The organism is Magnetococcales bacterium (genome assembly GCA_015231925.1).
Classification (GTDB): Bacteria; Pseudomonadota; Magnetococcia; order Magnetococcales; family JADGAQ01; genus JADGAQ01.
On the sequence record JADGAQ010000052.1, the window covers coordinates 1 to 23924 of the forward strand.

Consider the following 23924-nt stretch of genomic DNA (forward strand, 5'->3'; position numbering starts at 1 on the left):
GCGATAATCGCCCCCGGACCCCCGTATTAATGAACGAATGAAACAGAAATGGAATTACGGTTTGGCGCCGTTGCCCCCATCTCCCGGGGAAGATCCCTTATCAGGACCATTCGGCGGGGAGGGTGGGTTTTCTTGAGGAGACTGCGGATTGCGGGGAGGTATCGGTTCCTGAAGCGGACTACCCGTCATGCCGGAGGAGAAACCCCCGTTGCGCGAGGGATGGCCCGACGGGTTCGAATTGTAACCACTGTTGGGAGGTGGCGAACCCCATTGATGCCCACCGGAAGGCGGCGGTGTTCCGCTGCCCCCGCCCCGCTTGCCCTGGGATTCCTGCCACGCCTGATAGTTGCGTGCCCACGGAGGAGGCCGGTCCTCGGGATCATCTTCCAGCGGAGGCGGCGGAGAAGCCGATCCACCACCCCTGTAGGCTTCATCCGAAAAGCCCCGTTCGGGATATTCCCCGGTCCGTTGGCCGCCATAACCACGCTCCGGGGATCCCCGCTCCGGGGAATAACCGCCCCCCGGCGGAACGTCGTAACGCCGCTCCGGATAAGCAGGTTCCCCATAAGATGGCCGATACTCCTCCCGGGGATACCCACCCCTTTCCGAAGTAGGCCCTCTCTCCGGCGGAAGTCCCCGCTCTCCTCCATAGCCCCGTTCGGGGCCATACCCCCCCCCAGGCGAACCGTAGCCACTCCCCGACGGCTCATAAGCCCCACCCGGAGCGGAACCCCCGCGCGGAGAACTGCCTCCCCGTGATCCGTAACCGCCGCCATATGGCGCAGGATAGGCATTGCCTTCTGCGGGAGCAGGCTGGCCATACGGATTACGATCCGGGGATTGACCCCAATCCCGGGAAGGCGGGGGATAATCGGCAGGCCGGCGTCCCCCCGTGTCGCGGTTCCAGGAATCCCTGTTGCCGTAAGCCGGGTTGGCGGAAGGGTAACCAGGAGATTGAGTGCCCGTTGAGGTGTTTGGCCGTTGCGAAGGATACCCCCCTCGGGAAGATCCGGAAGGGGAGGCCGAAACACCTCCCCATTCGGGGGGAGTGTTGCGCCAGCCCTCCTCCCCATACCCTGGTGCGGCAGCAAGACAGGTCAGGGTGAGAAACCCGAGTGAAAGCAACCTGCTGCCAACTCGGACAGGAGAGAAGAGGGGCCTGGACATCATGATTCCTCAGGTTCCTGAGAGCCCTCTGCGCCACCTGGCTTGAGACGAATGCCGCGACGACGCTGCAGGGCCGAAGGGGAGAAGGAGGCAACGGGGTTCTTGGCCTCTTCCGTCACGGCTCCGGGCGCAGGAGACGCTGTTCCGAGGGTCACTTTCGGTGCAACCACCGGAGCGGCAGGCGGAATGGCCGGAACGGGCGGGGCCACAGGAGGCGAAGCGTTCTGAGGCGGAGCCACGGGTGCGGGCTGAGGCGCTTGCACCACGGGTGCGGGCTGAGGCGCTTGCACCACGGGCGCGGGCTGAGGCTGCACCACGGGCGCGGGCTGAGGCGCGGGTGGTTGGGTTACGGGGGGTGCAGGCTGGATCGGAAGAGCCGAAGCCTCCTGCATGACAGGCGTCGGTTCCACGTCAACAGGCATTTCCGCCGGGAGGACCGGGGAGGGATGTGCCGTCACAGGTGGCGGAGTCTCTTCGATGATGGCTTCGACGATCTCGACTTCCGGAACAACCGGGAGCTTGGATTTGTTGTAGCGGGCCAGGAAGGCCTTGGCCTTGGCGGCACCCGAGGGTTTACCCATGATGTGGGCCACCCCCTCTTTGCTCATGGCCAGTTCGGCCTCCCGTTTGGCGGTCCGTTCCGGAGAGGTATCCATCACGTCGGGATGGACGCCGTCGGGATCGGGCACCGTGGCGAAGGCGTGTTTGGCGCTGATGCAGCCCAACGGAATCACCACCAGGGTCAACAGGGTGGAGGTCATGGCGCCGAAGAGCAGCGAAATGGCCATGCCCTGGAAGATGAAGTCGGAGAGAATCACGCTGGAACCGGCCACCAGGGCCAGGGCGGTGATGAGGATGGGACGGGTACGCGCCTTGCAGGAGAGAATGACCGCATCCAGGACGTTGGTGCCACGCAAAATCTCCTGCTGGGAGAAGTCGACCAGCAGGATGGAGTTGCGCACGATGATGCCGGCCAAAGCGATGAAGCCGATCATGGAGGTGGCGGTGAACTTGGCATCCAGCAGCCAGTGACCCGGAACGATACCGATCAGGGTCAGGGGAATGGGCGCCATGATGATGGCGGGCAGAATGAAGTTGCCGAACTCCCAGACCACCAGCATGTAGATCAGGATCAACGCCGCCATGAAGGCGATGCCCATGTCGCGGAAGGTCTCGTAGGTGACGGTCCACTCCCCCGTCCATTCGAAGGCGGGATGGGAGTAGCTGCCCGGAGGCCCCATGTAATGGCCGGACATGGTGGTCCCGTCCGGCGTCTTGTAGGACTTCAAAAGATCCTCCACCTCTCTCATGGCGTAGATGGGGGCGTCAAGGCGTCCGACCACCTCGCCGGTGACGTACTCCACCGGGCGCAGGTCCTTGTGATAGATGACGGAATCGTGATAATCCCGCACGAAACGCCCCAGCTCTCCCAGGGGAATGGTCGTTCCCGTCGGCGTGGCGATGGGCAGGTCGGAGAGGCTGGAAATCTGTGCCCGCACTTCCAAAGGCACCTGCATGACGATGTAGGTGGGCTCCAACACGTTGCCACGCTTCACGTCACCCAGTTTGAACCCACCCATGGCCATGCCGAGGTTGCGATTGACGGCATCCACCGAGACGCCACGGCGCACGGCCTTTTCGGTATCCACCTCGAAGCGCCAGATCTCGTAGGGATCCTCCATGTAGTTGTCCACGTCCACGATACTTTCGGCTTTGGCGAACATCGCCGTCATGTCGGCGGCCACGCGACGGCGGGTGGCATCGTCGGGTCCGGTGACTTCCGCCACCACCGATTGCAGCACCGGTGGGCCGGGGGGCATCTCCACCACCTGAATCCGCCCTCCCGCCTCCTTGGCGATGGGGGTCAGGAAGTTGCGGGCCAGAACCGCCAGGTCGTGGCTGGTGCGCTTGCGCTTGGACTTATGCACCAGTTGAACCTGGATATCGCCCATCCAGGGATCTTCCCGTAAATAATAGTGACGCACCATACCGTTGAAGTTGAAGGGTGAGGCGGTGCCCACATAGGTCTGCAGCGCGGTCACTTCGGGAATCTGGCGGCGCAGCTCCTCCGCCAGTCGCTGGGCCAGATTGACCGTCTTGGGCAGAGCGGTTCCCTCCGGCATGTTGATGACCACGTTGAATTCCGGTTTGTTGTCCAGGGGCAGAATCTTGACCGTGACGCTGGTGGTGTAGAAGAGCAGCAGCGACAGAGCGAAGAGCCCGACCAGGGAGAAGAGGAAGGCGTAGCCTTTGAAGGGGCTGTGGATCAGGGGCGGAATGATTTTCCGGTAGAAGCCTTCCAGGCGGTCCGCCTGGCGATGTTCCCGTTCGGAGGAGTGTAGCAGCACCTTCATGCTGGGTTTGATGAGCTGTGCCAGCCACGGGGTGAAGACGAAGGCGGCCAGCAGGCTGAAGAGCATGGCCACCGAGCCCAGGGCGGGAATGGGTTCCATGTAGGGCCCCATCATGCCGGAGACGAATCCCATGGGCAGCAGGGCGGCGATGACGGTGAAGGTGGCCAGGATGGTGGGGTTGCCCACCTCGCGCACCGCATCCACCGAAATCGAGAAGCAGCAACTGTTTTGCATCAGCCAGCGGCGGTAGATGTTTTCCACCACCACGATGGCGTCGTCCACCAGGATGCCGATGGAGAAGATCAGAGCGAAGAGGCTGACCCGGTCGATGGTGTAGTGCATGAGCCAGGCGGCGAAGACGGTCATCAGGATGACCACCGGAATGACGATCAGCACCACGATGGCCGGACGCAGGCCCAGGGAGAACCAGACCAGCAACGTGACCGCCATGGTGGCCACGAAGAGCTTGAAGAGCAGCTCGTTGACCTTTTCGTTGGCGGTTTCGCCGTAGTTGCGGGTGACGGAGACGTAGACGTTGTTGGGAATGAGGCGGCCCTTGAGGCTTTCCACTCTCTCCAGGATGTTGCGGGCCACGGTGACGCCGTTGGAGCCGGCCTTCTTGGCGATGGCGATGGTGACGGAGGGGGCGGCGTTGGCAGGAGGCGTACCGCCCTCGTAAGCGGGTCCGGTATAGTAGGTGGCGAGGCGTTTGGTCTCTTCGGGACCACCGTAAACCCGGGCCACGTCACCGACGTAGATGGGCATGTTGAAACGGGTGCCCACCACGAGTCGGGAGATGTCGTGGGCATTTTTCAGAAAGGCGCCGGTAAAGACCTTGAACCCGACGCTGCCGGACTCCACCGAGCCCACCCCCTGTTCGCTGTTGGCGGTCTGGATGGTGTTGGCGATCTGATCGAGGCTGATGCCGTAGCCGGAGAGGCGTTCGGGAAAGACTTCGATGCGAATCTGCTCCGTGCGTCCGCCCACCACGAAGCCCTGGCTGGTATCGGGCACCTCCTTGATGCGCTGCAACACATCCATGGCCAGGGTGCGCAGGGCGCTGTCGTCGGCGTCGTTGGACCAGAGGGTGAGGGCCACGATGGGCACGTCATCCACTGCTTTGGGCTTCACCAGGGGAGGTTGCACTCCCGGCGGAATCCTGTCCATGTTGGAGTGGAGCCGGTCGTAGAGCTTGACCAGGGATTGTTCCATGTTCTGGCCCACGTCGAATTCCACCGTGACCATGGCCATGCCGCGCATGGAGGCGGAGTAGACGTGTTTGACCCCCGAGAGTTCGCTCATCAACCGTTCCAGGGGGTCCGCCACCAGGGTGGCCACCTGTTCGGACGATGCGCCCTGGTATTGGACGAAGATGTCCACCATGGGCACCGAAATCTGGGGATCCTCCTGTCGCGGCGTGAAGACCAGCCCCATGATGCCCATGGCGAGACAGGCGATCAGAAAGAGCGGCGACAGGGGAGAGTGGATGAAGGCCTTGGCCATATTGCCGGCCACGCCCAGATTGTGAGTCAGGGTTATGGCGGTGGGGCCTTTGGAACCTTTTTGATCAGGCTTGCTGGTCATGATCGTCAGTGCGCAAGGGTTGCTCGGTATGGGAGATCATCCCGAGGGTCGGAGGATCTCCCGGATTCATGGCCGCCGAGGTCAGTTCAGCCGGTCACTGGGGAGCCTGGGGTGCATTGCCCATGGCTCCCGGCTTGTCCCAATCGGAGACCAGCGCGCCGGAGGGAGCGGCCAGGATTCGTTCCCCGGTTTTCAGGCCGGAGAGGACGCTGACGGTGCGGTCATCGATGAAACCACCCAACCGGATCATGCGCAGTTCCGGGTTGCTCGACTGACTCACCACGAAGACCGCCGGCAAACTGCCCCGCCACAGAACCGCCGTTTTGGGGATGGTGGGCAGGTTTTCCACCGGGGTGGAAACGTCCGGAACGGAGACCTCGGCGTACATGCCGGGTCCGCCGGGGGCTTCCGCGGGCATATCCAGCTTGACCGTCACCGTATGGCGCTGGGGATCGGCCATGGGGTAAATCTGGGAGACCCGGGTATCGATGCGGGTGTTGCCCACGTCGAGCTTGGCCGGCATGGTCATGCCCTTGCGAATGCCGGGCATCAGCCGGGCGGGAATCTCCACCTTGATCTGCAACTGACGGGTGTCGGCGAAGCTCAACAGGGGCATGCCGGGTTGCACGGTGTCGCCGATTTCGACGGTCTTGCGCACGATGACCCCGGAGAAGGGGGCCAGGGATTTGGTGTCGCGCAACTTGGCGTCGAGTTCCTGGAGCTGGGCCTGGGCCTGCATCAGGGCGCTGCGGGCCTGGTCGATGCGGGTGCCCTGGTCGAAAATCTGCGCCCGGCGGTTCAGTTCGGGATTTTCGGTTCCGGAGATGTCCGCCATGGGTTTGGAGATCCACTGATCCATCAGCTTGGGCATGGTCATGCCCATGTTGTTGGCCATGTCGGGACCGTTGAAGACCTGGCGGGTGTACTGCACCCTGGAGTTGCGCAGGGAGGCGTCGGCATTCATCATGGCGGCGTAGGCGGCCTTGCGCTTGGCCACCAGATCCTCGTCGTCGATGGCCACCAGCACCGTTCCGCGACGGAACCAATCCCCTTCCATGCCGGCCACGAAGTTGACCCGTCCGGGGATTTGCGCCGAAAAGGCCACTTCCCGAATGGGAACAACGGTTCCGCCGAGGGTGGTGGTTGATCCGATGGGGCTGTTTTCGACGGTGATGACTGCCTGACCGGACAGATCGGCGGGCGCGGCCGCGACCGAGGTCGCCAGCCAGCCGGACAGCAGTACGGAAAGGGTCACGAGAGAAGATCTTTTCCTGAACATGCCGAACGATTCCTCGCGGGCAGGGGTGGCGGACAACGGGGTCTGCGGGTTCCGTCGCTCGGAACCCGCAGGCCTTAAGGGGTACGAACCGTCAGCCGGCGCGTCCCATGACGGAGAAGCTTTTGATGAAGGGTCCCGCCATGCGGGGATCCTTGACCATGGCGCCGTAGTCCCCGACCTTGAATTTCAGCTTGCGGGCCGTATAGGCCATGCCGAGACCCATCATTCCGGGCGGCTTGGCCATCCATCCGGTCCAGCTCTCTTTGCTGGCCCGCATGTCCCAGTTGACGTTCTCACCCCGATAGGCGCCGGCGGAGGTGACCTTGCCCTGTTCCACCACGATGATGCCGCGAGGATTGTCTTCTTCGTCGAAGCCGTAGGCGATGGTGGAGGTGAATCCGATCTTGGCCAAGGCATCGCCCAGTTCGGGCTCCTTGTTCCACTCCTCGCCGAACCGTTTCATCCAGGCGTCCGAAAAAATCTCTGCCATTTTCCATCCCTCGAAGTGCTGATTGGTTGGATCGTTCCGCATCGTGGCGTCGCGTGCCAGACTGCAGCCCTGGAAGTATAGCCCACATTGCACCGGCGTTTCCACGGTATTTCCCCCACGCCGTTTGTCAACATAGCCTATTTTGCCTTCCTGGTAAACCGTGGCCGGGAGGGAGCGCGACAAACTATCCCACCAGGATCAGCACCATTCCGGCGAAGAGGGTGACGGCGGCGGCGAGGCGTTGCCGGGTGTGGCTCTCCCCGAAGAAGTGTCCGGCCAGGAGAACGGTGAAGAGGGTGCTGGAGCGTTTGATGGCGATCAGATAGGGCACCTGGGTCATGGCCAGGGCGGTCATGTGGCAGAGGACGCTGGCGGCGTTGAGCAGGCCCAGGGCCAGGGACCAGCGCAGGTATCGGCCCGGCGGGTGCTGCGCGGACTGACGCCAGGCGGCGATGCTGACGGGAACGGACATGACGGCGAAGATGGCCAGTCCGAAAGCGGGGGGCGGGCCGTGGGCGATGCCGAGTTTGTCGATGTTGGCGGTAACGCTCCACAGCAGGGCCACCCGCAGCATGAGTCGGAAGCCCTTGCGGTCGCGAAAGGCCTGCCACCAGGCGGAGAGGGACCAGGGTTGCTCCGGGGAGCGGTTGAGCATCCAGGTGCCGATGACCAGCAGCAGGACGCCCCAGGCTCCCGAGTGGGAGGGGTGTTCCCCCACCATCAAGGGGGAGGTGATCAGCAGAAAGGCGGGTGTGAGGGTGATCAGGGGCACGGTACGGGAGAGGCCGTCGAGGTGGATGGCTTCCATGTACCAGCGGAAGGCCAGGGCGTTGAGCAGGCCGCTGCTGATGACGAAGAACCAGAAGTGTCCGTCGGACCAGCAGGGGTGATCGGGGGGAGCCGCCAGGAAGGCGGAGGGGGCCATGAAGGGCAGGGAGAAGAGCATGGAGCTCCAGGTGACCAGCAGGGGGGAGAGCCCGGCGGCCATGGCCCGTTTGCCGCTCAGATCCTTGCCCGACTCCAGCAGCGCCAGGGCGAAGGCCCAGAGGAGCCAGGACATCAGACCAGGATACGCCGTTTGACCAGGCGCACCGCCCAGTAAAAGGCCACCAGGAAGTAGCCCAGGAGCAGAGCCAGGTGCAAAAGGATATCGCTGGGCCAGGCGCCGATGGTCAGGGGGCGGATCAGGGCCACCACATGGCTCAGGGGCAGCCAGTAGATTGCCGTGGCCAGAGGTTCCGGCATTCCGGAGAGGGGGAAGAAGACTCCGCAAAACATGAACATGGGGGTGATGACGAAGGTGGAGTAGTAGGGAAAGAACTCGTAACCCGGTGAAATGGCCACCACCACCATGCCCAGCGCAGCAAAGACCAGACCCGAGAGCAGCACCACCGGCAGGGCCAGGATGGCGTAAGGCCCGGGAAAGGCTCCCAGGAGAGCGCCCACCAGAAAGATGGCGCTCCCGGCGAGCAGGGATTTGCTGGCGGCCCAGGCCACCTCGCCGGCCACGATATCGGCGGTGTCGAGGGGGGTGACCAGCATGGCGTGGAAGGTGTTTTGTCGGGTCATGCGGGTGAACCCGCCGTAAAAGGCTTCGAAGGTGGCGGTGTTCATGCTGCTGGCGGCCAGGATGCCGCCGCCGACGAAGAGGAGGTAGGGCATGCCGTCCAGGGTGCCGACGAAGGTGCCCAGTCCCAGTCCCATGCCGGCGATGTAGAGCAGGGGTTCCCCCAGGTTTCCGGCCAACGAGGCCCACAGGGTTTTGCGCCACACCAGAAAATGGCGTCGCCAGACCTGAAGAAAGCGCCAGGAGGGCATGGAAAAGTGATGGTGCATGTCCATTTCCAATTCAACAGGGTGTTGCAGAACGCCCGCAACCCGGCTGGGATATTTTGACTTTCAATATGTTATCCTTTAAATAGTAAAAAAAGAAAATGTTCTATCCTTTGAATTTATTTTTTGTTTGCTGAGTCAGTTGCAAAACTTTTTTAAGTTGGCTTGGAAAAGCCAAATAAATGATGACAGGAAAGTCAACAGATAGAACATTTTCCTTTTTTGATATTTAAAAGATAACATATTGAAAGTCAAAAGAATATATCCTCAATCCCTCAAATCCCGCCCGGTCAGGCGCAGGAAGACATCTTCCAGATTGGTGGGGCGCGCCGTGACCGTCAGATCGTGGCGATGCTGCAGGAAGGCGAGCAGGGCCGGGGGATCTTCCGTGTAACAATAGAGCGAACTGCCCACCGATTCCAATCGGGCCGGCAGATGGCGCATCTCTTCCGGATCGGGATTGCCGCCGCAACACAGGCGTATCTCCACCACTGAGGATTCCACATGTTTGATCACCAGCTCTTCCGGTGTATCGAGGTCGAGGATGCGGCCCTCGTCCATGACCAGGATTCGGTCGCAAAGGCGTGCGGCCTCTTCCATGTAGTGGGTGGTCAACAGCAGGGTGATGCCTTTGCGCCGCAGGGAGAGCAGGCGTTCCCAGATCAGGTGGCGCGCCTGGGGATCGAGTCCGGTGGTGGGTTCGTCCAGAACCACCAGTTCGGGATCGGCCACCAGACTGCGGGCCAGCACCAGACGGCGTTTCATGCCGCCGGAGAGGGCGCGCACCGTGGCGGTTCGGCGATCCTGCAACTGGGCAAAAGCCAGCAGCTCGGGAATGCGCTGTCGGATGAGTTTTTCCGAGAGGCCGAAGTAGCGTCCGTAGACCAGCAGATTCTCGAAGACGGTCAGATCGGGATCGAGGCTGTCGTCCTGGGGCACCACGCCGAGGCGTTGGGTGACGGCCCGCTGTTCCGGGCTCATGGGCAGGCCGAAGACCTCCAGACGTCCCGCATCCACGGGGGTCAGTCCGGTGATCATGCGCAGGGTGGTCGTTTTCCCGGCGCCGTTGGGGCCCAGAATGCCGAAACACTCGCCAGGCTGCACCGCGAAGGCGATCCCCGCCACCACGGCCTTGCCGTGATAGTATTTGTATAGCCCTTCCGCCTGGATGACGGGTGACATGAACCACCTGTTGCGATAGGCTGATTGGGAGAAAAAGAGGAGAGGATGGGCATTGACGCGCCACTTGGCAAGGGAGGGAGTTGCAAAACTCCCGCAGCCAAGCAAGACTATGTTTTAATTTTATTGACTTTCAATATTTTATCTTTTAAGTATCAAAAAATAAAAATGTTCTGTTATTTTGACTTTTCGTTCATTATTTATTTAGATCATATTTGCCCGTTACTTTCCGGTTTTGCAATTGACTCAAGGAAGACCGGAAAAAAAGCACCTCGTTGTTCCAGGTTTCTCTCGGAAGATCGATCAACCAAACAGTTCGGTCAGCAGGGCGTCGTAGTTGATCCTGCCCCCCTGCCGTCCAAGACCGTAACCGATCCGATAGATATCCGGCATATTCACCCGGTCGTCGGAGAGACGCCCGAACAAGCCGAGGTTTTCCAAGTCCTTGCGCACCCCGCTTGTTCCCTCCCCGATGTGGGGCGGGGGGGCTTTTTCACGGGTTGCGTCCATCTCCTGCTGCAATGAATTCAATACGTCCTCCCTTTCCCATCGAGCGGCCAGGGTTTCGAAAGGGCAGGGTACGGCGAAACCTGCAAGAGGGCGCATCAGGGGTTCAATCCAAGGATAGTCTTCCTGCATCTCCTGAATGCGAATTCTCGAGGCATTCCGAACCCCTTTCTTTATATTTTCGTAGTGCAGGGCGTAGGGATATTCGTCCACGCCATCGTTGTCGGCGGCGTATCTCAAGGCGGCGAGAAAGCTGCGGGGAAAGACTTGCTGTGCCGTATCTTCCAGGTGGTTCGGAACCCAGGTATAGGGAAAACCTCGTCGGGGATGTTCTCCCATGAAAGGACCCGTCAGGGCATGAAAGACTTTTCGTTGCATTTGTTCATCGTTGCGAAGCGCTTCCGGAACCTCGCGCCTTCCATGCTGAGAAGACCACCCAATGCCGAAACCTTCCTGGCACCCCTGTATGAAAAGGTGATTTTCCTCCGCATTGGCCAGATATTGCCAGAGAAGTCCGAACAACTCGTGATTGCGCCAGGAGAGATTTACCGCGTTCAAGCTGACTTTGGAAGCATCCGGAAAAGCGGTTACCGAAGGATCCTCCAGATGATCCGGACGTAGAAAAGCCTTGAGTCGGATGCGTCGGCAGGTGCGAAATTCCAGCAGGGTCTGCAACAAGCCTTTGACCAGTTTCCGCATCGATTGCCAGTCGTCTGCCGAGCGGTCCAGGGCATCGAAGAGGATCAAATGGTGAACACCCTTCTGCTCCAGCATCGTGTCTGTTCCGCAGACGAGTTGTTCCATCTCCTCGGGATGTTCTTGTATCCAGTCGATACGCTGCGTCCACGTTTCGAGTTGCCCAAGAGGGCTTTCCGGCTGGTGGCACCGTGCCAGATGGGTAAGGACGATCGTCCTCCAAATATGTCGGGTCTCTAGTGCATCGGTCAGCTTTGCCAGGGAATCTTTTCCGGGATAGTCGTGCGGTGAGATTGTTTCTCCGAAACCGACCGAAACAATCGTCTGTTCGGAAAGTCCGGATCGGGAGTAGTTTTTCCCGATGAGGGTTCGCTGTGCGCCATCCTGCAGCGCCTGGTACCAATGGCTTTTCCCGACGCCGCGCATACCCACGACCAGCATGTTGTCCGGGTGCAACGCCTTGGCGTGACCGGCTGGCAGGTAGGTGGTGGGGAAGCGGGGTCTGTCTCCGAACAGGGAGGTCTCTTCCGGCAGTGCCAGTCGGATCTGGTCAAGAATTGCTTTCGGGAAACGGTAACTAGTCATTAAGGAAAACCAGATTGTTCGCCTGTTTCATGAAAAGACCAAGAGCCTCCGAAGCCGTTTGCTCATCCAGTCCGAATTCGGGGTTTGTCGGGTCGAACTCCTGCAAGGCGCGATGCCAGAAAACCAACAAAGGGGAATGCGGAGCATCGTCGGCTTTCAGGTCGAAGTTGAAAGCGCCCCGATTGACATCTTCTTCCACCTCATAGAGGTTGTCCCGGAAAAGATCCCAGGCATGTTCCCGGAAGCGTTTCATATAGGCCGCTCTGCCTGTTTCCGGAATCATGCCAGCCACGATTTGCAACTTTTCGCGAAAAGCTCCGAGTTGGGAATGTCCTTTCCAATGCTGAAAGAGCAGACTGTAGGCAGACCAGGTTTGTGCCGAATCGATTGCAAAAAGTAATGTCAATGCACCCATGCGGGTGATCAGATGAGCGGCAATATCGTGAAGACCGGCCCTGCTGTCTAAAAAAATCACTTCGGGGTTTTCTTGTTCCTCCAGATGTTGCACCAGGTGTTCGACACGATCTCCCCAGGGGCAAGCCCCTGTGGCGGAGAAATCGAAGTAACACCGGTTCAGTTTGGGCAAGTAATCCCCGGTTTTGGTACCATAGGCTGGGACGATACGGATTTTTCCAGTCAGTCCGTGCGAAAGAGGACTGGTAGAAACCATCTCATTTTCAATCCATTGGGCTTGGCCGACGGCATCTTCCACAAACCAATCCACAATACCGAAATCCGGCAGATGTTTTTGGGGCAGAAGTGTACTGCTGATGCCGGGAGATTCCAAATCGAAGTCGAAAATCAATACCCGTTTGCCTTGGTTGGCCAAGTGCCAAGCCCAGATGGTCAAGGCGGTAGAACGTCCCACGCCGCCCTTGATGCCGAAAAACGTGACGCGATTGGTTCGAGTGGTACGCTCGATTGGGCCTTTATCCCAATCCTGTCCGATAATTTGGCGGTCGAGCAACCAAAGGGAGTGGTCTTTTTTCTTTTGGATCAGGCGTCGATCTTCCGTCAAGGAGATGCTGTCTGGTAACAACTCGCTGGCAAACAGGATCATCTGTTCCGCAGGATATCCGTAAGAACCCAGACGATCGGTGAGCTGGCTGGCGAGTTCCTCGTCGTGTGGGGCGAAGGTTCCGATATTTGCGGGAAGCAGAATCCGGATACGTCCCCAGAGATCCCGGACGAGGGTGATGTCTGTCTTGTCCAGGAGGAGAGATTCCAGGCAAACGGAAGTGGCTGTTTCCAGAGCCTGGACAAAAAGAATCGGAGTGGTATTCATTTCACAACACCATCCAGTAGCGCCTGGGTCAATACATTCATAATATCATTGGCGGCTTTTTGATGGCTTGCAACCGTTGCATGGATGAACTTTTGATCAGTTGAGGCCAGATAACGATCTTCAACGCTCCAATTGTTAAACATATTAGCTGGAGCATTTAGTTGAGGCTGATAATGATTAACTAGCTTGTTATGTGCAGACCATAATTTGAACATATGAACCTTTGGTGGTAATCCTGGCTGAGACATGTGCAGACCTTGCATAATTGCTTTCAAAGCGCATTCCGCTGAAATACCAAAGAGATGATCGGCGTTGGGCAGTCGGTTTCCTATAAACAGCTGTGTAGCGTCCCCCAAATGACGCTGGGCAGCGTCTCGAAAGTTTTCCGGCATGAACAACCCTCCGTTCTTATTCTCGGCTCACAACAAATCCCACCTGGGATTGTAACACGTTTTCTACTTCGTTTTCATGGAAGATATGTCTATCTACGGAAGGTGACAGAGCGCACGGGTGGCGATATGCTGTTTCCCCAAAGAAGGCAAGGATGGGCAATGGCGCGACTCTTGGCAAGGTGGAAGAGATGACCCGATTGTTAACAGCTGCCCAGATGCGGGAGGCGGACCGGCGCACCATCGAGGAGTTGGGGCTGGCGGGGCTGGTGTTGATGGAAAACGCCGGGGCGGCGGTGATGGCCGTGTTGCGGGACAAACTCAAGGAGGCCGTGCCGGCGCGGGTGCTGGTGCTGGCCGGTCCCGGCAACAACGGGGGCGACGGTTTCGTGGTGGCGCGGCGTTGTCTGCAGGAAGGTGTGCCGGTTCAGGTATTGCTCTTTGCACGAGGGGCCGACCTCAAAGGGGATGCCGGCGTCAACCACAACGTCTTCGTCAAGCTGGGGGGCGTGGTGCGGGAGGTGACGGGCGATTCCCCTCCCGGTGGATTCGACGGCTGGTTGCTGCACGCGGGCATCGTCGTGGACGCGGTTTTCGGCACCGGGTTGAAAAAACCGGTGACCGGCCTGCTGGCCTCTCTGTTCGAGCGGGTGAACGCTTCCGGGAAACCGGTGTTGGCGGTGGATATCCCCTCCGGAGTCTCCTCCGACGACGGACAGATTCCGGGTTGCGCCCTGAAAGCCACCTGGACCGTGGCGCTGGCCGCCGAGAAGATCGGGCATCGGCTCTATCCCGGTGCGGCCTGGTGTGGTGAGGTCGTTACCGTGCCGATTGGTATTCCGCAGGCCTATCTGCAGGATCCGGGCTGCCGGGTCTATCGCAACCGACCGCAGGAGTGTCCCCCCCCAATCCGGTTTGCCGAGGCGCACAAGGGGAGTTTTGGCCATCTGCTGGTGGTGGCGGGCAGTGTCGGCAAGACGGGAGCGGCCATTCTGACCGCTTCCGGGGCGTTGCGGGTCGGGACGGGGTTGGTGACGGTGGCTTCGCCGCTGCCTGCCCAGGCCATCATCGCTTCCGGCTTGGTGGAGGCCATGACCTGGCCTTTGCCGGTGGAGGAGGGGTTGTTGGGCGAGGGTTCGGCCCAGGTGCTGATGGAGAGCGGCATTCGGGCCACGGCGCTGGCTGCGGGACCGGGCCTGGGGGTCAACATGGCCATTCGGGAGACTTTGCAGAGCCTGGCGCGTTTTTATGACGTGCCGGTGTTGTTGGATGCCGACGCTCTCAATGTGATGAGTGACCAGGTGTTGCGGGAGCTGGTGCGGGAGCATGCCGCGCCGGTGGTGGTGACGCCGCATCCGGGGGAGATGGCGCGTTTGTTGGGGACGCAGGCGGCGACCATTCAGGCGGCGCGGCTGGATTGGGCCGTGCGTTGCGCGGCGGATTGGGGCTGTTGGGTGGTGTTGAAGGGAGCGGGAACGGTGATCGCCTCGCCTCAGGGGGAGGTCTGGATCAACGAGACGGGCAATCCGGGCATGGCGGCCGGGGGTAGCGGGGATGTGTTGACGGGGATAGTGGGGGGATTTCTGGCTCAGGGTATGGAGGTGGGCTGTGCCGTTCGCCTGGGGGTGTGGTTGCATGGAGCGGCGGGGGATGCGGCGGCGAAGAAGGGCATGGCGGGGTTGTTGGCCAGGGATTTGGTCAATGCCATTCCAAAAATCCTTTCAAAATCTGTTTAATATTTTATCTTTTAAGTATCAAAAAAAGGAAATGTTCTGTCCTTTGACTTTCTATTTTTCGTAGAATTAAATTAATTTGTTATCAGTTTTTGAAAATATAAAGGAAAAAGTCAACGGATAGAACATTTCCTTTTTTTGATACTTAAAAGATAAAATATTGAAAGGCAGTTCAGGCAATGTTTCTACAATCGGCTGCACCTATGGAAAAACGTCTGTTCGGTCGCACCGGTCTCCCCATCTCCGTCTTCACCCTCGGTACCATGCGCTTTCTCCACGGCTGGGATGAACCCCACGACTCCCTGCCCGACGACAGCCTGCAAAACGCCCACGAGGTGATCTCCACCGCCCTCTCCGCCGGTATCAACCTCATCGAAACCGCCCGAGGCTACGGCAAGAGCGAACGCCTGATCGGCCAGGTACTGCCCCGCATTCCTCAAGCCCGCAACGTCTTCCGGCTGATGAGCAAGGCCCCACCCCTCGAATCCCCCCGCGCCATGCGACAGGCCGTGGAAGAGTCCCTGACCTTTCTGGGCGTCTCCCGCCTCGACCTCTTCGCCTTGCACGGCCTCAACAACCCGGAACGCTGCCATCTGGCCCTGCGACGCGGCGGCTCCCTGGAGGTGCTGGAAAAACTGCGCGCCGAAGGGCTGATCGGCGCCATCGGCTTTTCCAGCCATGCTCCGCTGCCCCTCCTGCTGCAAACCATCGCCAGCAACCGCTTCGATTTCGTCAACCTGCACTACTACTACTTCCGTCCCGGCAATCGCGCCGCCGTGGACCTGGCCAACGCCCTGAACATGGGTCTCTTCATCATCTCTCCCAACGACAAGGGCGGCAGCCTCTACGATGCGCCTCAGGAACTGGTGCGACGCACCGCTCCGCTGCATCCCGTCCACTTCAACGAACGCTGGCTGCTCTCCCAGCCCACGGTCCATACCCTCTCCATCGGCCTGAGCGAAGCGGGCCACTGGGATATCCACCGGCAAAGCCTGGAAACATCCCCTTATTGGGGCGAAACGGAACGCGACATCCACCTGCGATTGCAACAGGCCATGCGCTCCCCGCTGGATCGCTGCCCCACCTGCCGACAGTGTTTGCCCTGTCCGGAAGCCATCGAAATCCCCGAGATGCTGCGTTTGTTCACCCTTGCCACATCCCTGGGCATGGACTTTCACACCCGATATCGCTATGAAATGATGAGTCCGGGTGACAACTGGATGCCGGGCAACCGCGCCGAGGCTTGTACCCGCTGTAACGACTGCCTGCCCCGTTGTCCCCAGCAATTGGATATTCCCGCCTGGATGCAACAGTTTGCCAAGCAGTTTCCCCGCTCGAATCCGCCTTGAGGAAGGAGATCGTTCCATGTCGTCACCCGCTCCCGAAACCGGTTGCTTCAATACCGAAGCGACCGAAACCCTGCGCGAGGAGATGCGGCGCCGTTGTCAGGTCAACCCCGATTTCGCCCGGCAGATCGGCAATTTCGGTTTTCTGGAGCTGGAAGACTCCTGGGGGGACGAGGCCACCATCATCAACACCGCCCGTGTATCCACCTCCAGTCAGCGGTTGAGCAGCCTCTCCGAGTTCACCGACAAAGAACGCCATCTGCTCTACCACCTGTTGCGCCACAACCACGGCACGCCTTTCGAGACCGTGCATTTCCGCTGGCGCATCATCGCTCCCATCTTCGTGTTGCGGCAGTGGATGCGGCATCGCATCTGCTCCTACAACGAATTTTCCCAACGCTATCGTCAACCCATCACCGCCTATTACATTCCCGACGATGCCGCCCGTTCGGTGAACGGCTTCGAGGTGCTGGACGCCGGTCAGATGGAGCGGTATCAGGCCTTGATGGAGACTTTGCACCGCTTCTACCTGGACGAGTACGAACGGGTTTGCCAGCGGGTGAGCCAGGCGGAAGAGAAGGGTGAAATTCCGGTGGTTCAGGGCGGACGCAATCCCTATCGGGCGCGGGCGCGTGAACTGTTGCGCAACGCCATGCCGGTTTCGGTCTACTCCGATCTTTACTGGACCATCAACTTCCGCTCCCTGATGAACTTCTTCGACCTGCGGCGCAAGCCGGAGGCGCAGTACGAAATTCGCCAGTTCGCCGATGCCGCCTACGACATGTTTCGCAAACGGTTTCCCCTGTTGGGGGAGACCATGGATCGGGTGCTGGCGGAGAAGTATCAGGAAAACAAATGAATGCAACCGATGTTAACCGTTTCAAAGTCCATGGGCGCAAGAAGGGCCGCCTGTTGCCCAACCAGGAGGGGTGGCTGGAGGAGGTTCTGCCTTCGTTCCTGCTGCCGGAAATGAGCAGTCGGCAGAGCCTGTTGGAGAGCCTGGGCGCCGATCCCGCCATGGCCAAATTGTGTCTGGAGGTGGGTTTCGGCCACGGGGAGACCTTGTTGCATCAGGCAAAACGGCATCCGGCGGACCGGTTCGTGGGCATCGAGGTTTTTCGGGAGGGCATTGCCGATTTGTTGAAAGGGGTCAGCACCCAGGGGTTGAACAACGTGCGGGTGCTGTGTGACCACGCCGAACCGTTGGTGCAGCGGTTTTTCCCCGCATCCTCCATCGATCGGGTGATGATCCTCTTTCCCGATCCCTGGCCCAAGGCGCGGCATCACAAGCGGCGTTTGATCCAACCCCGATTTCTGCAGGTGCTGGCCTCCCGCATGGTTCCGGGGGGCGTTCTGGCCCTGGCCACGGACTGGGAACACTATGCCCTGCACATGCAGGAGACCTTGGCGGCCCAGACGGCGTTTGTCCCGGAGGGAGAGAACGGCCTGGTTCCCGCCCCCGACGATTGGGTTTCCACCCGTTATCAGCGCAAGGGGGAAGCTGCCGGGCGGCGGATTTTTCATTTGCGCTACGTCAGATCGAAGGTATCTGTTTAAACATACGGGGGTTCGGGGGGGATTATCCCCCCCGACGGGTCCAGGGCAGCGCCCTGGGACTTTTCCGTTTGCCGTTGACGTCCAACCCCAAGGGGTCCAGGGGGTACCCCTGGGACTTTTCCGTTTGCCGTTGACACGATTATGTCGCTCAATGCGGGGGCGGAATTGTTACGATCGACGTTACAAAACCGGGAAATCGGATGGAACCAGGTATCTGTTCTGGTCTGCAAGGGTCCAGGGGGGATTATCCTCAAGCCTGATCCGGCCGGGCATAACGGGCGATGGCCTCCAGCAAGGCCTTTTTCTTGATGGGTTTGGCCAGATGGGCGTCGCAACCGGATTCCATGCTGTGGGCGATATCCTCGGTGAGGGCGTAGGCGGTCAGCGCCAGAATGGGCAATCGCGCCAGTCCGCGTTCCTGTTCCAGGCGTCGCCAGATCCGTGTGGCGGTGTAGCCGTCCATCACCGGCATCTGCACATCCATCAGTACCAGATCCAAGGGCGTATCCCGCATCTTCTCCAGTGCGGCGGCACCGTCTTCGGCGACGTGCAACGTACAGGGCGTGTCTTTGAGATACGTTTGGATCAGCAAACGATTGTCTTCCGAATCATCCACCAGCAGCACCTGTTTGGGACGCAACAGATTTTCCAGGGAGGGTATTTCGGGTGATTTCGTGGTTACTCCGCCGCCCTGGCGCAGATGCAGCCCCTTTTCGATGGCGCGGGCCATCTCGAAACGTCGTATCGGCTTGATCAGATAGTGTTCCACTCCCAACTCCTCGCAGCGGCGTAAATGCGCCTCCTTGTGGTCGGAAGTCAGCATCATGATGGGCATGCCCGGCAGATGCGCCGCCCGCCAGCATTCCACCAGCCGGAAACCGTCCATCACCGGCATGCGCACGTCCAGCAGCAGCAGGTCGTAAGGGGTTCCTCCGGCGACTGCCTGTTCCATCAAGGTCAGGGCCGTGGGTCCGTCCCCGGCTTCGTCGAGAGCGGCGCCCGTCGAAGCCAGGAATTCGCGCAGCACCAGCAGATTGGTGGGCGTGTCGTCCACCGCCAGAATGCGCACCCCGCGCAGATCGGGCAGGGTCAACAGACGATGCTCGTGTTCCGGCTGGAAGGGCAGGAGCAGGCGAAAGGTGGTGCCTTCTTTCAGGCGGCTCTCCACCTGAATGGTGCCACCCATTTTTTCCACCAGTTTGCGCACGATGGCCAATCCCAACCCGGTGCCGCCAAAACGGCGGGTGATGGAGCTGTCCGCTTGGACGAAACTTTCGAAAATGGTGGAAAGCCGATCCGGAGCGATGCCGATGCCGGTATCGGCGACGGTGAAGGCCAGCCACGTCCTTCCCCGCTCTGCGGCGGAGTCGGGGGCCTCGGCTCGTTCGACTTCGAAACGGATCATGCCCTGTTCGGTGAACTTGACGGCGTTACTGAGCAGGTTGAGAAAGATCTGCCGCAGGCGAACCGGATCGCCCTGTAAATTATCCGGAACGTCGGGCTTGATGCGGCGCACCAGCTCCAATCCCTTGGCGTGGGCGCGCAGGGCCATGATCTCGCAGGTCACCTCCATCTCCTCGGTCAGGTTGAAGGGGGTATCCTCCAGCATCAGTTGGCCCGATTCGATCTTGGAAATGTCGAGTACGTCGTTGATCACTCCCAGCAGGTTTTCGCCCGCCGAGCGGAAGACCTGCACGAACTTGCGCTGTTCCGCGTCCAGATTGCTCTCCCAGAGCATGTCCGCCATGCCCAGAATGGCGTTCATGGGGGTGCGGATTTCGTGGCTCATGTTGGAGAGGAACTCGCTTTTGGCGCGATTGGCCGCTTCGGCCTGCTCCTTGGCGCGACGCAGATCGTTTTCCGCCCGTTTGCGTTCCGTGATGTCCCGGGCGGCGGCGAAGACGCCGGCCACCGCGCCGTTGTCGTCCCGATAGACCGAGGCGTTGTAGAGTACGTCCATGATGCGGCCATCCCGATGGCGGATCGCCAGGGGGTAGTCCACCACGAAACCCTTGCGGAACACCTCCTGATATCCGGCGCGGGCCTGATCGGGCTCGGTGAAGTAGTCGCTGAAATCGCTGCCGATCAACTGCTCCCGAGGGAATCCGGTGGCTTTTTCGGTGGCGGCGTTGACATCGGTGATCTTGCCGTCGGCGCTGATGGTGACCAGGGGGTCGAGACTGGCTTCGATCAGGCTGCGCGAGTAGTGGTTGGCAGCCTGCAAACGCAGTTCCACCTGTTTCTGGTTGGTGATGTCTTCGTAAGCGCCCAGCACGCCGACGATGCGGTCGTGTTCGTCGATGAGCGGCATCTTGCTGGTGCGCAACCAGCCCTGTTTGCCGTCTTGAAGAATGACCGGCTCCTCGAAATCGAGTTTGGCCTGACCGCTTTGAATCACCTCCCGGTCATCGGCGCGATAGGCTTCGGCCATGTGTTGCCAGACCATCTCCTCATCCGTAAGGCCGATTCCGGCGGCCGGGTTCGGCAGACCGGCATCCCGGGCCCAACGCTTGTTGCCTCCCTGAAAGAGGCCCTCCAGGTCTTTCCAGAAGACGCCCACCGGAATGGTATCCAGCACCCGTTGCAGCAGCTTGCGGGAGCGGTTGAGCTGGTCCGTGCGTTCCCGCACCTGTTTTTCCACCTCTTTCCGCGCCGCCAGGGCCCGTCCCTGGGCCAGACTCAGGGAGGCCACCAGACTGGCGAAACCGGTCAGAAAGCGCATGATGTCGGGCAGCTTCTCCTCGGCCACGATGGGCACTTCCGAGAGGGCTTTGAAATAGTCCTCCGCGTCGAAACCGAACTCCTGCTGCTGGGCTTTGAAGAAGGTTTCGTCGGGAGGGGTCAGGAGAAATTGGCCGATGAACAGGTTGGCCACATGCCGACCTTCCACCACGATGGGGGCGGAGCAGTCGGTGAGACCGTTGCGACAGCGGTAGGTGGCGAAGGGGCGTCCCGCCTGCATGTGGGTGGCCAGACTGGTATCGCTTTCGATGCAGCGGGCCAGGGTGGCCTCGTTGACCCGGTGAAACTCCACACACAGTCTCTGCCAGCGGGAAGAGGCCAGAACCCGGGCTTTGAGGTCGATGATGGCTACCGGAAGGCCAACCACTTCCAGAAAATTCTGAAATACCTCATTCATGCACCCAAAGTCTATAAGACGTAGTAATTCCTCCGAATCAATTGAAGGCGAATTATCATCCTGTTGTTCGGGGGGAATTTGTTCCCATGCCGGGACGATGTCCAGATTCCAGCGGGCATTCAGAGGATCTCGCATCTGTCCCAGTTGGGGACTGCGGTGAAACAAATGCGGCGTTCCATCGGCGGGAGGGGATTTTATCGGGTTATTGGGCATGGCCTTCGATCACATCGATGCTGGCAGTATTTCGACTCAAACTTCACGTCAACTCTTTCAAACGAAACGGATTTCCGCTCTGAATCCGTTCAGGCTTCATTCATGGCCGCTATCATAAACAATTTTTTCATATGTATCGATAAAATTGCAAAATAGAAAAAACGTCGAACGGATTCCCCCGACTCCCCTTCATGGTGATCTGTTCGCGATTGACCCTGAGCAACTCTCTCCTTCCAGGCCTTGCTCCTCCCGGAAAGGGGGGGGATAATCCCCGCTCTTGTAAACGATCAGGCCAGGAACCGACCGAAACGCACCATGAACCCTGCCACGTCCAATCGTCTCACCCGGGGGCTGCTTTTTCTGACCGTCTTCCTGGATCTTCTGGGATTCGGCATGGTCCTGCCGTTGATGCCCCTTTATGCCAGCGATGCCCGGTTTCGGGCCACCCCGGCGGAAGTGGGGGCCCTGATGGCCATCTTTTCGGCCATGCAGTTTCTCTTCGCCCCGTTCTGGGGCCGTTTGTCCGATCGGGTGGGGCGCAAGCCGGTTCTGCTTATCGGGCTTTTCGGTTCCTCCATCTCCTATCTGCTTTACGGCCTGGCCGCTTCCCTGCCCATGCTCTTCCTGGCCAGGGGGCTGGCGGGATTCATGGGGGCCAATATTGCCGTGGCCCAGGCGGCCATGGCCGATCTCTCCCCCCCGGAAGAACGGGCCCGGGCCATGGGCTTCATCGGCGCCGCTTTCGGGCTGGGATTCATTCTGGGCCCTCTGTTCGGAGGGGTTCTGGCGCCTTTGGGTTTGGCGGCAGCGCCTCTGGCGGCGGCCCTCGTCACCCTTCTCAACGGACTGGGCACCCTCTTCTGGCTGCCGGAATCCAAGGCCGCCACCGCCACCCCTTCCGGTCGCAGCCATCCTCTCTCCCGGCAGACCTGGCGGGATGCGGCCCGTTTTCCGGGAGCCCTGGCGGTTTGCTTTTGCACCGGTCTGTTCACCACCTTCTTTGCCGCTTTCGAAGTGGTTTTGCCCTTGTGGGGCTCGCGTCACGAAGGGTGGGACATGACCACCACCGGATGGGTTTTCACCTTCGTCGGCATGGTGGTGGTCATCGTCCAGGGTGGATTGATGCGTCCCCTGGTGCGTCGTTTGGGAGAAAAGGGCCTGGTTCGCGCCGGGCTTTTCCTGGTGGGCACGGGTCTGCTGCTGCTGGGAACCTGGAGCCAGGGCTGGGGATCGGTTCTGTTCGCCCTCGGCCTGGTGGCCTGCGGGGCGGGGCTGGTCAATCCGGGACTGTCGAGTCTGGCCAGCCTCAACGCCGACGCCGCTTCCCAGGGTTTGATCCTGGGGCTGTTCCAGTCCATGGGGGCTTTGGGGCGCATGACCGGTCCCGTGGTGGGCGGGGAGGGCTTCGAATCCTGGCAGGGAACCCTGTTTACGGCGACGGCAGTCGGAATGGCGGGATTGCTGGGGCTTTTTCTGCTTTTGGAGCGGAAGATGCGTACCGCAAAAGAGACGCCAGCCTGAAAAACAGGCGTTCCAGCACCTGATCCGCCGCCGTGGCTCCCCCTTTCAGACCGATATCCGCCTCCAGACAGGCGAGCAGCGCATCGGCCAGCGCCCGGTCCGAAAGACCCTGGCACTGGTTCAGAAAGGCCTCCTGCTCTTTCCAGAAGATGCGTAGCGAGGCGAAGACCTGGGGAGGGCTCTTGCCCTGTCGCATCTGCGCCTGACCCAGCGCCACCTGCCGGATGCGCCGGGCGATGCCGCCCAGCAGCATGATGGGCTCTTCCCCTCCGGCCAACAGGCGTTCCAGGGTTCGTACCGCTGTTGCGGCGTCGCCGTTGAAGAGGGGACCGGCCAGACCGAACGGATCCAGCAGGGCGGTTTCGCCCATGATGGCGGCGACCTCTTCCACCCCCACCTTCCTGGATGTCTCTCCGCCGTGTTCCGGGGAGCGGCCGCCACCCATGTAAAGCACCAGCTTGTCCAGTTCCGCTTCGGCACCCTGAGAGTTGCCTTGGGAGAGTTGCGCCATCAGCTCCAGAGCGGCGTCGTCCGCCTGCAGACCGGCCTGGTTCAGGCGCTGACGTATCCAGTTGCGAAAAGCGGCCCCTTCCAGGGGGTAATAGGCGACGGACCAGGCGCTTGGGGAGGCATCGATGGCTTTGCGCAGCGGGTTTTTGGCTTCCAGGGTACCCGCCAGCACGATCAGCACGGTGCGGGGGGCCGGGGTGGCGAGATAGTCCAGCAGGGCTTCCAGAACGCCTTTCTGCAGTTCGTCCCCCCGGTGCAGCACGACCACCCGTTTGGCGGCGAAGAGGGGTTTGCGTCGCAAGGACTGCAGCAGATCGGGGGTTTCCAGTTCCGGGCCGCTCAACCCTTCGGAATCGAAGACGGTTTCGTCTTCGTTGCCGAGCAGGGTTTGTCGCAACTGGTGCAGGGTCTCCCGGGCCAGACCCTCCTCCGGTCCGTGCAACAGGATCAGGGGGGGCCAGGGGACTTGAAGGGAGAGTCGGGGGAGTTGATTGGGTTTGAGTTGCACGAAAGTATCTGTTCAGTTATACGGGGGTCCGGGGGGGATTATCCCCCCC

At 60.4% G+C, this 23924-nt stretch carries 16 protein-coding genes; 5 read left to right on the plus strand and 11 right to left on the minus strand.

Features of this window, described 5'->3' with window-relative positions:
• Positions 1-1166: 1166 nt before the first annotated feature.
• The 9 genes from HQL56_07785 to HQL56_07825 all read right to left on the minus strand — a co-directional run bounded on the left by HQL56_07785 (position 1167) and on the right by HQL56_07825 (position 13351).
• Positions 1167-5105, minus strand: coding sequence for an efflux RND transporter permease subunit (locus HQL56_07785; GenBank protein MBF0309410.1), 3939 nt, complete (start codon positions 5103-5105; stop codon positions 1167-1169).
• 94 nt (positions 5106-5199) lie between these two features.
• Positions 5200-6384 carry an efflux RND transporter periplasmic adaptor subunit gene (locus HQL56_07790; protein ID MBF0309411.1) on the minus strand — a complete coding sequence of 395 codons (1185 nt, stop codon included), beginning with the start codon at positions 6382-6384 and terminating at the stop codon, positions 5200-5202.
• Positions 6385-6475: 91 nt separating this feature from the next.
• Positions 6476-6874, minus strand: a complete 399-nt coding sequence (locus tag HQL56_07795; GenBank protein MBF0309412.1) for an SCP-2 sterol transfer family protein — start codon at positions 6872-6874, stop codon at positions 6476-6478.
• Positions 6875-7058: 184 nt separating this feature from the next.
• On the minus strand, positions 7059-7934 hold the full coding sequence (locus HQL56_07800; protein MBF0309413.1) for an EamA family transporter: 876 nt from the start codon (positions 7932-7934) through the stop codon (positions 7059-7061).
• The gene (locus tag HQL56_07805) at positions 7934-8710 is read right to left on the minus strand and encodes an ABC transporter permease (GenBank protein ID MBF0309414.1); all 777 of its coding nucleotides are present in this window, start codon (positions 8708-8710) and stop codon (positions 7934-7936) included. Before HQL56_07805 ends, HQL56_07800 begins: the two co-directional genes overlap by 1 nt.
• A gap of 264 nt (positions 8711-8974) precedes the next feature.
• Positions 8975-9889, minus strand: coding sequence for an ATP-binding cassette domain-containing protein (locus HQL56_07810; protein ID MBF0309415.1), 915 nt, complete (start codon positions 9887-9889; stop codon positions 8975-8977).
• Positions 9890-10189: 300 nt separating this feature from the next.
• Positions 10190-11674, minus strand: coding sequence for a hypothetical protein (locus tag HQL56_07815; GenBank protein MBF0309416.1), 1485 nt, complete (start codon positions 11672-11674; stop codon positions 10190-10192).
• Positions 11667-12959, minus strand: a complete 1293-nt coding sequence (locus tag HQL56_07820) for a ParA family protein (protein ID MBF0309417.1) — start codon at positions 12957-12959, stop codon at positions 11667-11669. The genes HQL56_07815 and HQL56_07820 overlap by 8 nt, the downstream gene beginning before the upstream one ends.
• Positions 12956-13351 (minus strand): hypothetical protein, encoded by a 396-nt coding sequence (locus HQL56_07825; GenBank protein MBF0309418.1) that lies wholly within the window; start codon positions 13349-13351, stop codon positions 12956-12958. The genes HQL56_07820 and HQL56_07825 overlap by 4 nt, the downstream gene beginning before the upstream one ends.
• Positions 13352-13503: 152 nt before the next feature.
• Here HQL56_07825 and HQL56_07830 point away from each other — a divergent pair, with 152 nt between their 5' ends.
• The 4 genes from HQL56_07830 to trmB all read left to right on the plus strand — a co-directional run bounded on the left by HQL56_07830 (position 13504) and on the right by trmB (position 17984).
• Complete coding sequence (locus HQL56_07830) at positions 13504-15084, plus strand: NAD(P)H-hydrate dehydratase (GenBank protein MBF0309419.1); 1581 nt, start codon at positions 13504-13506, stop codon at positions 15082-15084.
• Positions 15085-15284: 200 nt separating this feature from the next.
• Complete coding sequence (locus HQL56_07835; protein ID MBF0309420.1) at positions 15285-16430, plus strand: aldo/keto reductase; 1146 nt, start codon at positions 15285-15287, stop codon at positions 16428-16430.
• 82 nt (positions 16431-16512) lie between these two features.
• Positions 16513-17286 (plus strand): FAD-dependent thymidylate synthase, encoded by a 774-nt coding sequence (gene thyX / locus HQL56_07840; GenBank protein ID MBF0309421.1) that lies wholly within the window; start codon positions 16513-16515, stop codon positions 17284-17286.
• Complete coding sequence (trmB, locus tag HQL56_07845; protein MBF0309422.1) at positions 17283-17984, plus strand: tRNA (guanosine(46)-N7)-methyltransferase TrmB; 702 nt, start codon at positions 17283-17285, stop codon at positions 17982-17984. The genes thyX and trmB overlap by 4 nt, the downstream gene beginning before the upstream one ends.
• Before the next feature lie 250 nt (positions 17985-18234).
• On the opposite strand, the gene HQL56_07850 is transcribed toward trmB, so the two are convergent.
• A complete protein-coding gene (locus tag HQL56_07850; protein MBF0309423.1) occupies positions 18235-21123 on the minus strand; it encodes a response regulator in 2889 nt (962 codons plus the stop codon).
• A 528-nt stretch (positions 21124-21651) separates the two neighbouring features.
• On the opposite strand from HQL56_07850, the gene HQL56_07855 reads away from it, so the two are divergent.
• Positions 21652-22857, plus strand: a complete 1206-nt coding sequence (locus HQL56_07855; protein MBF0309424.1) for an MFS transporter — start codon at positions 21652-21654, stop codon at positions 22855-22857.
• On the opposite strand, the gene holA is transcribed toward HQL56_07855, so the two are convergent.
• Entirely contained in the window at positions 22766-23875 is a 1110-nt protein-coding gene (holA, locus tag HQL56_07860) for a DNA polymerase III subunit delta (protein ID MBF0309425.1), read from the minus strand. The genes HQL56_07855 and holA overlap by 92 nt on opposite strands.
• Positions 23876-23924: the final 49 nt, after the last annotated feature.

Excerpts from the sequence above, each read along its gene's own strand:
- HQL56_07785 (MBF0309410.1), bottom strand. The coding sequence starts at position 5,105 with ATGACCAGCAAGCCTGATCAAAAAGGTTCCAAAGGCCCCACCGCCATA.
- HQL56_07790 (MBF0309411.1), bottom strand. The coding sequence starts at position 6,384 with ATGTTCAGGAAAAGATCTTCTCTCGTGACCCTTTCCGTACTGCTGTCC.
- HQL56_07795 (MBF0309412.1), bottom strand. The coding sequence starts at position 6,874 with ATGGCAGAGATTTTTTCGGACGCCTGGATGAAACGGTTCGGCGAGGAG.
- HQL56_07800 (MBF0309413.1), bottom strand. The coding sequence starts at position 7,934 with ATGTCCTGGCTCCTCTGGGCCTTCGCCCTGGCGCTGCTGGAGTCGGGC.
- HQL56_07805 (MBF0309414.1), bottom strand. The coding sequence starts at position 8,710 with ATGCACCATCACTTTTCCATGCCCTCCTGGCGCTTTCTTCAGGTCTGG.
- HQL56_07810 (MBF0309415.1), bottom strand. The coding sequence starts at position 9,889 with ATGTCACCCGTCATCCAGGCGGAAGGGCTATACAAATACTATCACGGC.
- HQL56_07815 (MBF0309416.1), bottom strand. The coding sequence starts at position 11,674 with ATGACTAGTTACCGTTTCCCGAAAGCAATTCTTGACCAGATCCGACTG.
- HQL56_07820 (MBF0309417.1), bottom strand. The coding sequence starts at position 12,959 with ATGAATACCACTCCGATTCTTTTTGTCCAGGCTCTGGAAACAGCCACT.
- HQL56_07825 (MBF0309418.1), bottom strand. The coding sequence starts at position 13,351 with ATGCCGGAAAACTTTCGAGACGCTGCCCAGCGTCATTTGGGGGACGCT.
- HQL56_07830 (MBF0309419.1), top strand. The coding sequence starts at position 13,504 with ATGGGCAATGGCGCGACTCTTGGCAAGGTGGAAGAGATGACCCGATTG.
- HQL56_07835 (MBF0309420.1), top strand. The coding sequence starts at position 15,285 with ATGGAAAAACGTCTGTTCGGTCGCACCGGTCTCCCCATCTCCGTCTTC.
- thyX (MBF0309421.1), top strand. The coding sequence starts at position 16,513 with ATGCGGCGCCGTTGTCAGGTCAACCCCGATTTCGCCCGGCAGATCGGC.
- trmB (MBF0309422.1), top strand. The coding sequence starts at position 17,283 with ATGAATGCAACCGATGTTAACCGTTTCAAAGTCCATGGGCGCAAGAAG.
- HQL56_07850 (MBF0309423.1), bottom strand. The coding sequence starts at position 21,123 with ATGAATGAGGTATTTCAGAATTTTCTGGAAGTGGTTGGCCTTCCGGTA.
- HQL56_07855 (MBF0309424.1), top strand. The coding sequence starts at position 21,652 with ATGAACCCTGCCACGTCCAATCGTCTCACCCGGGGGCTGCTTTTTCTG.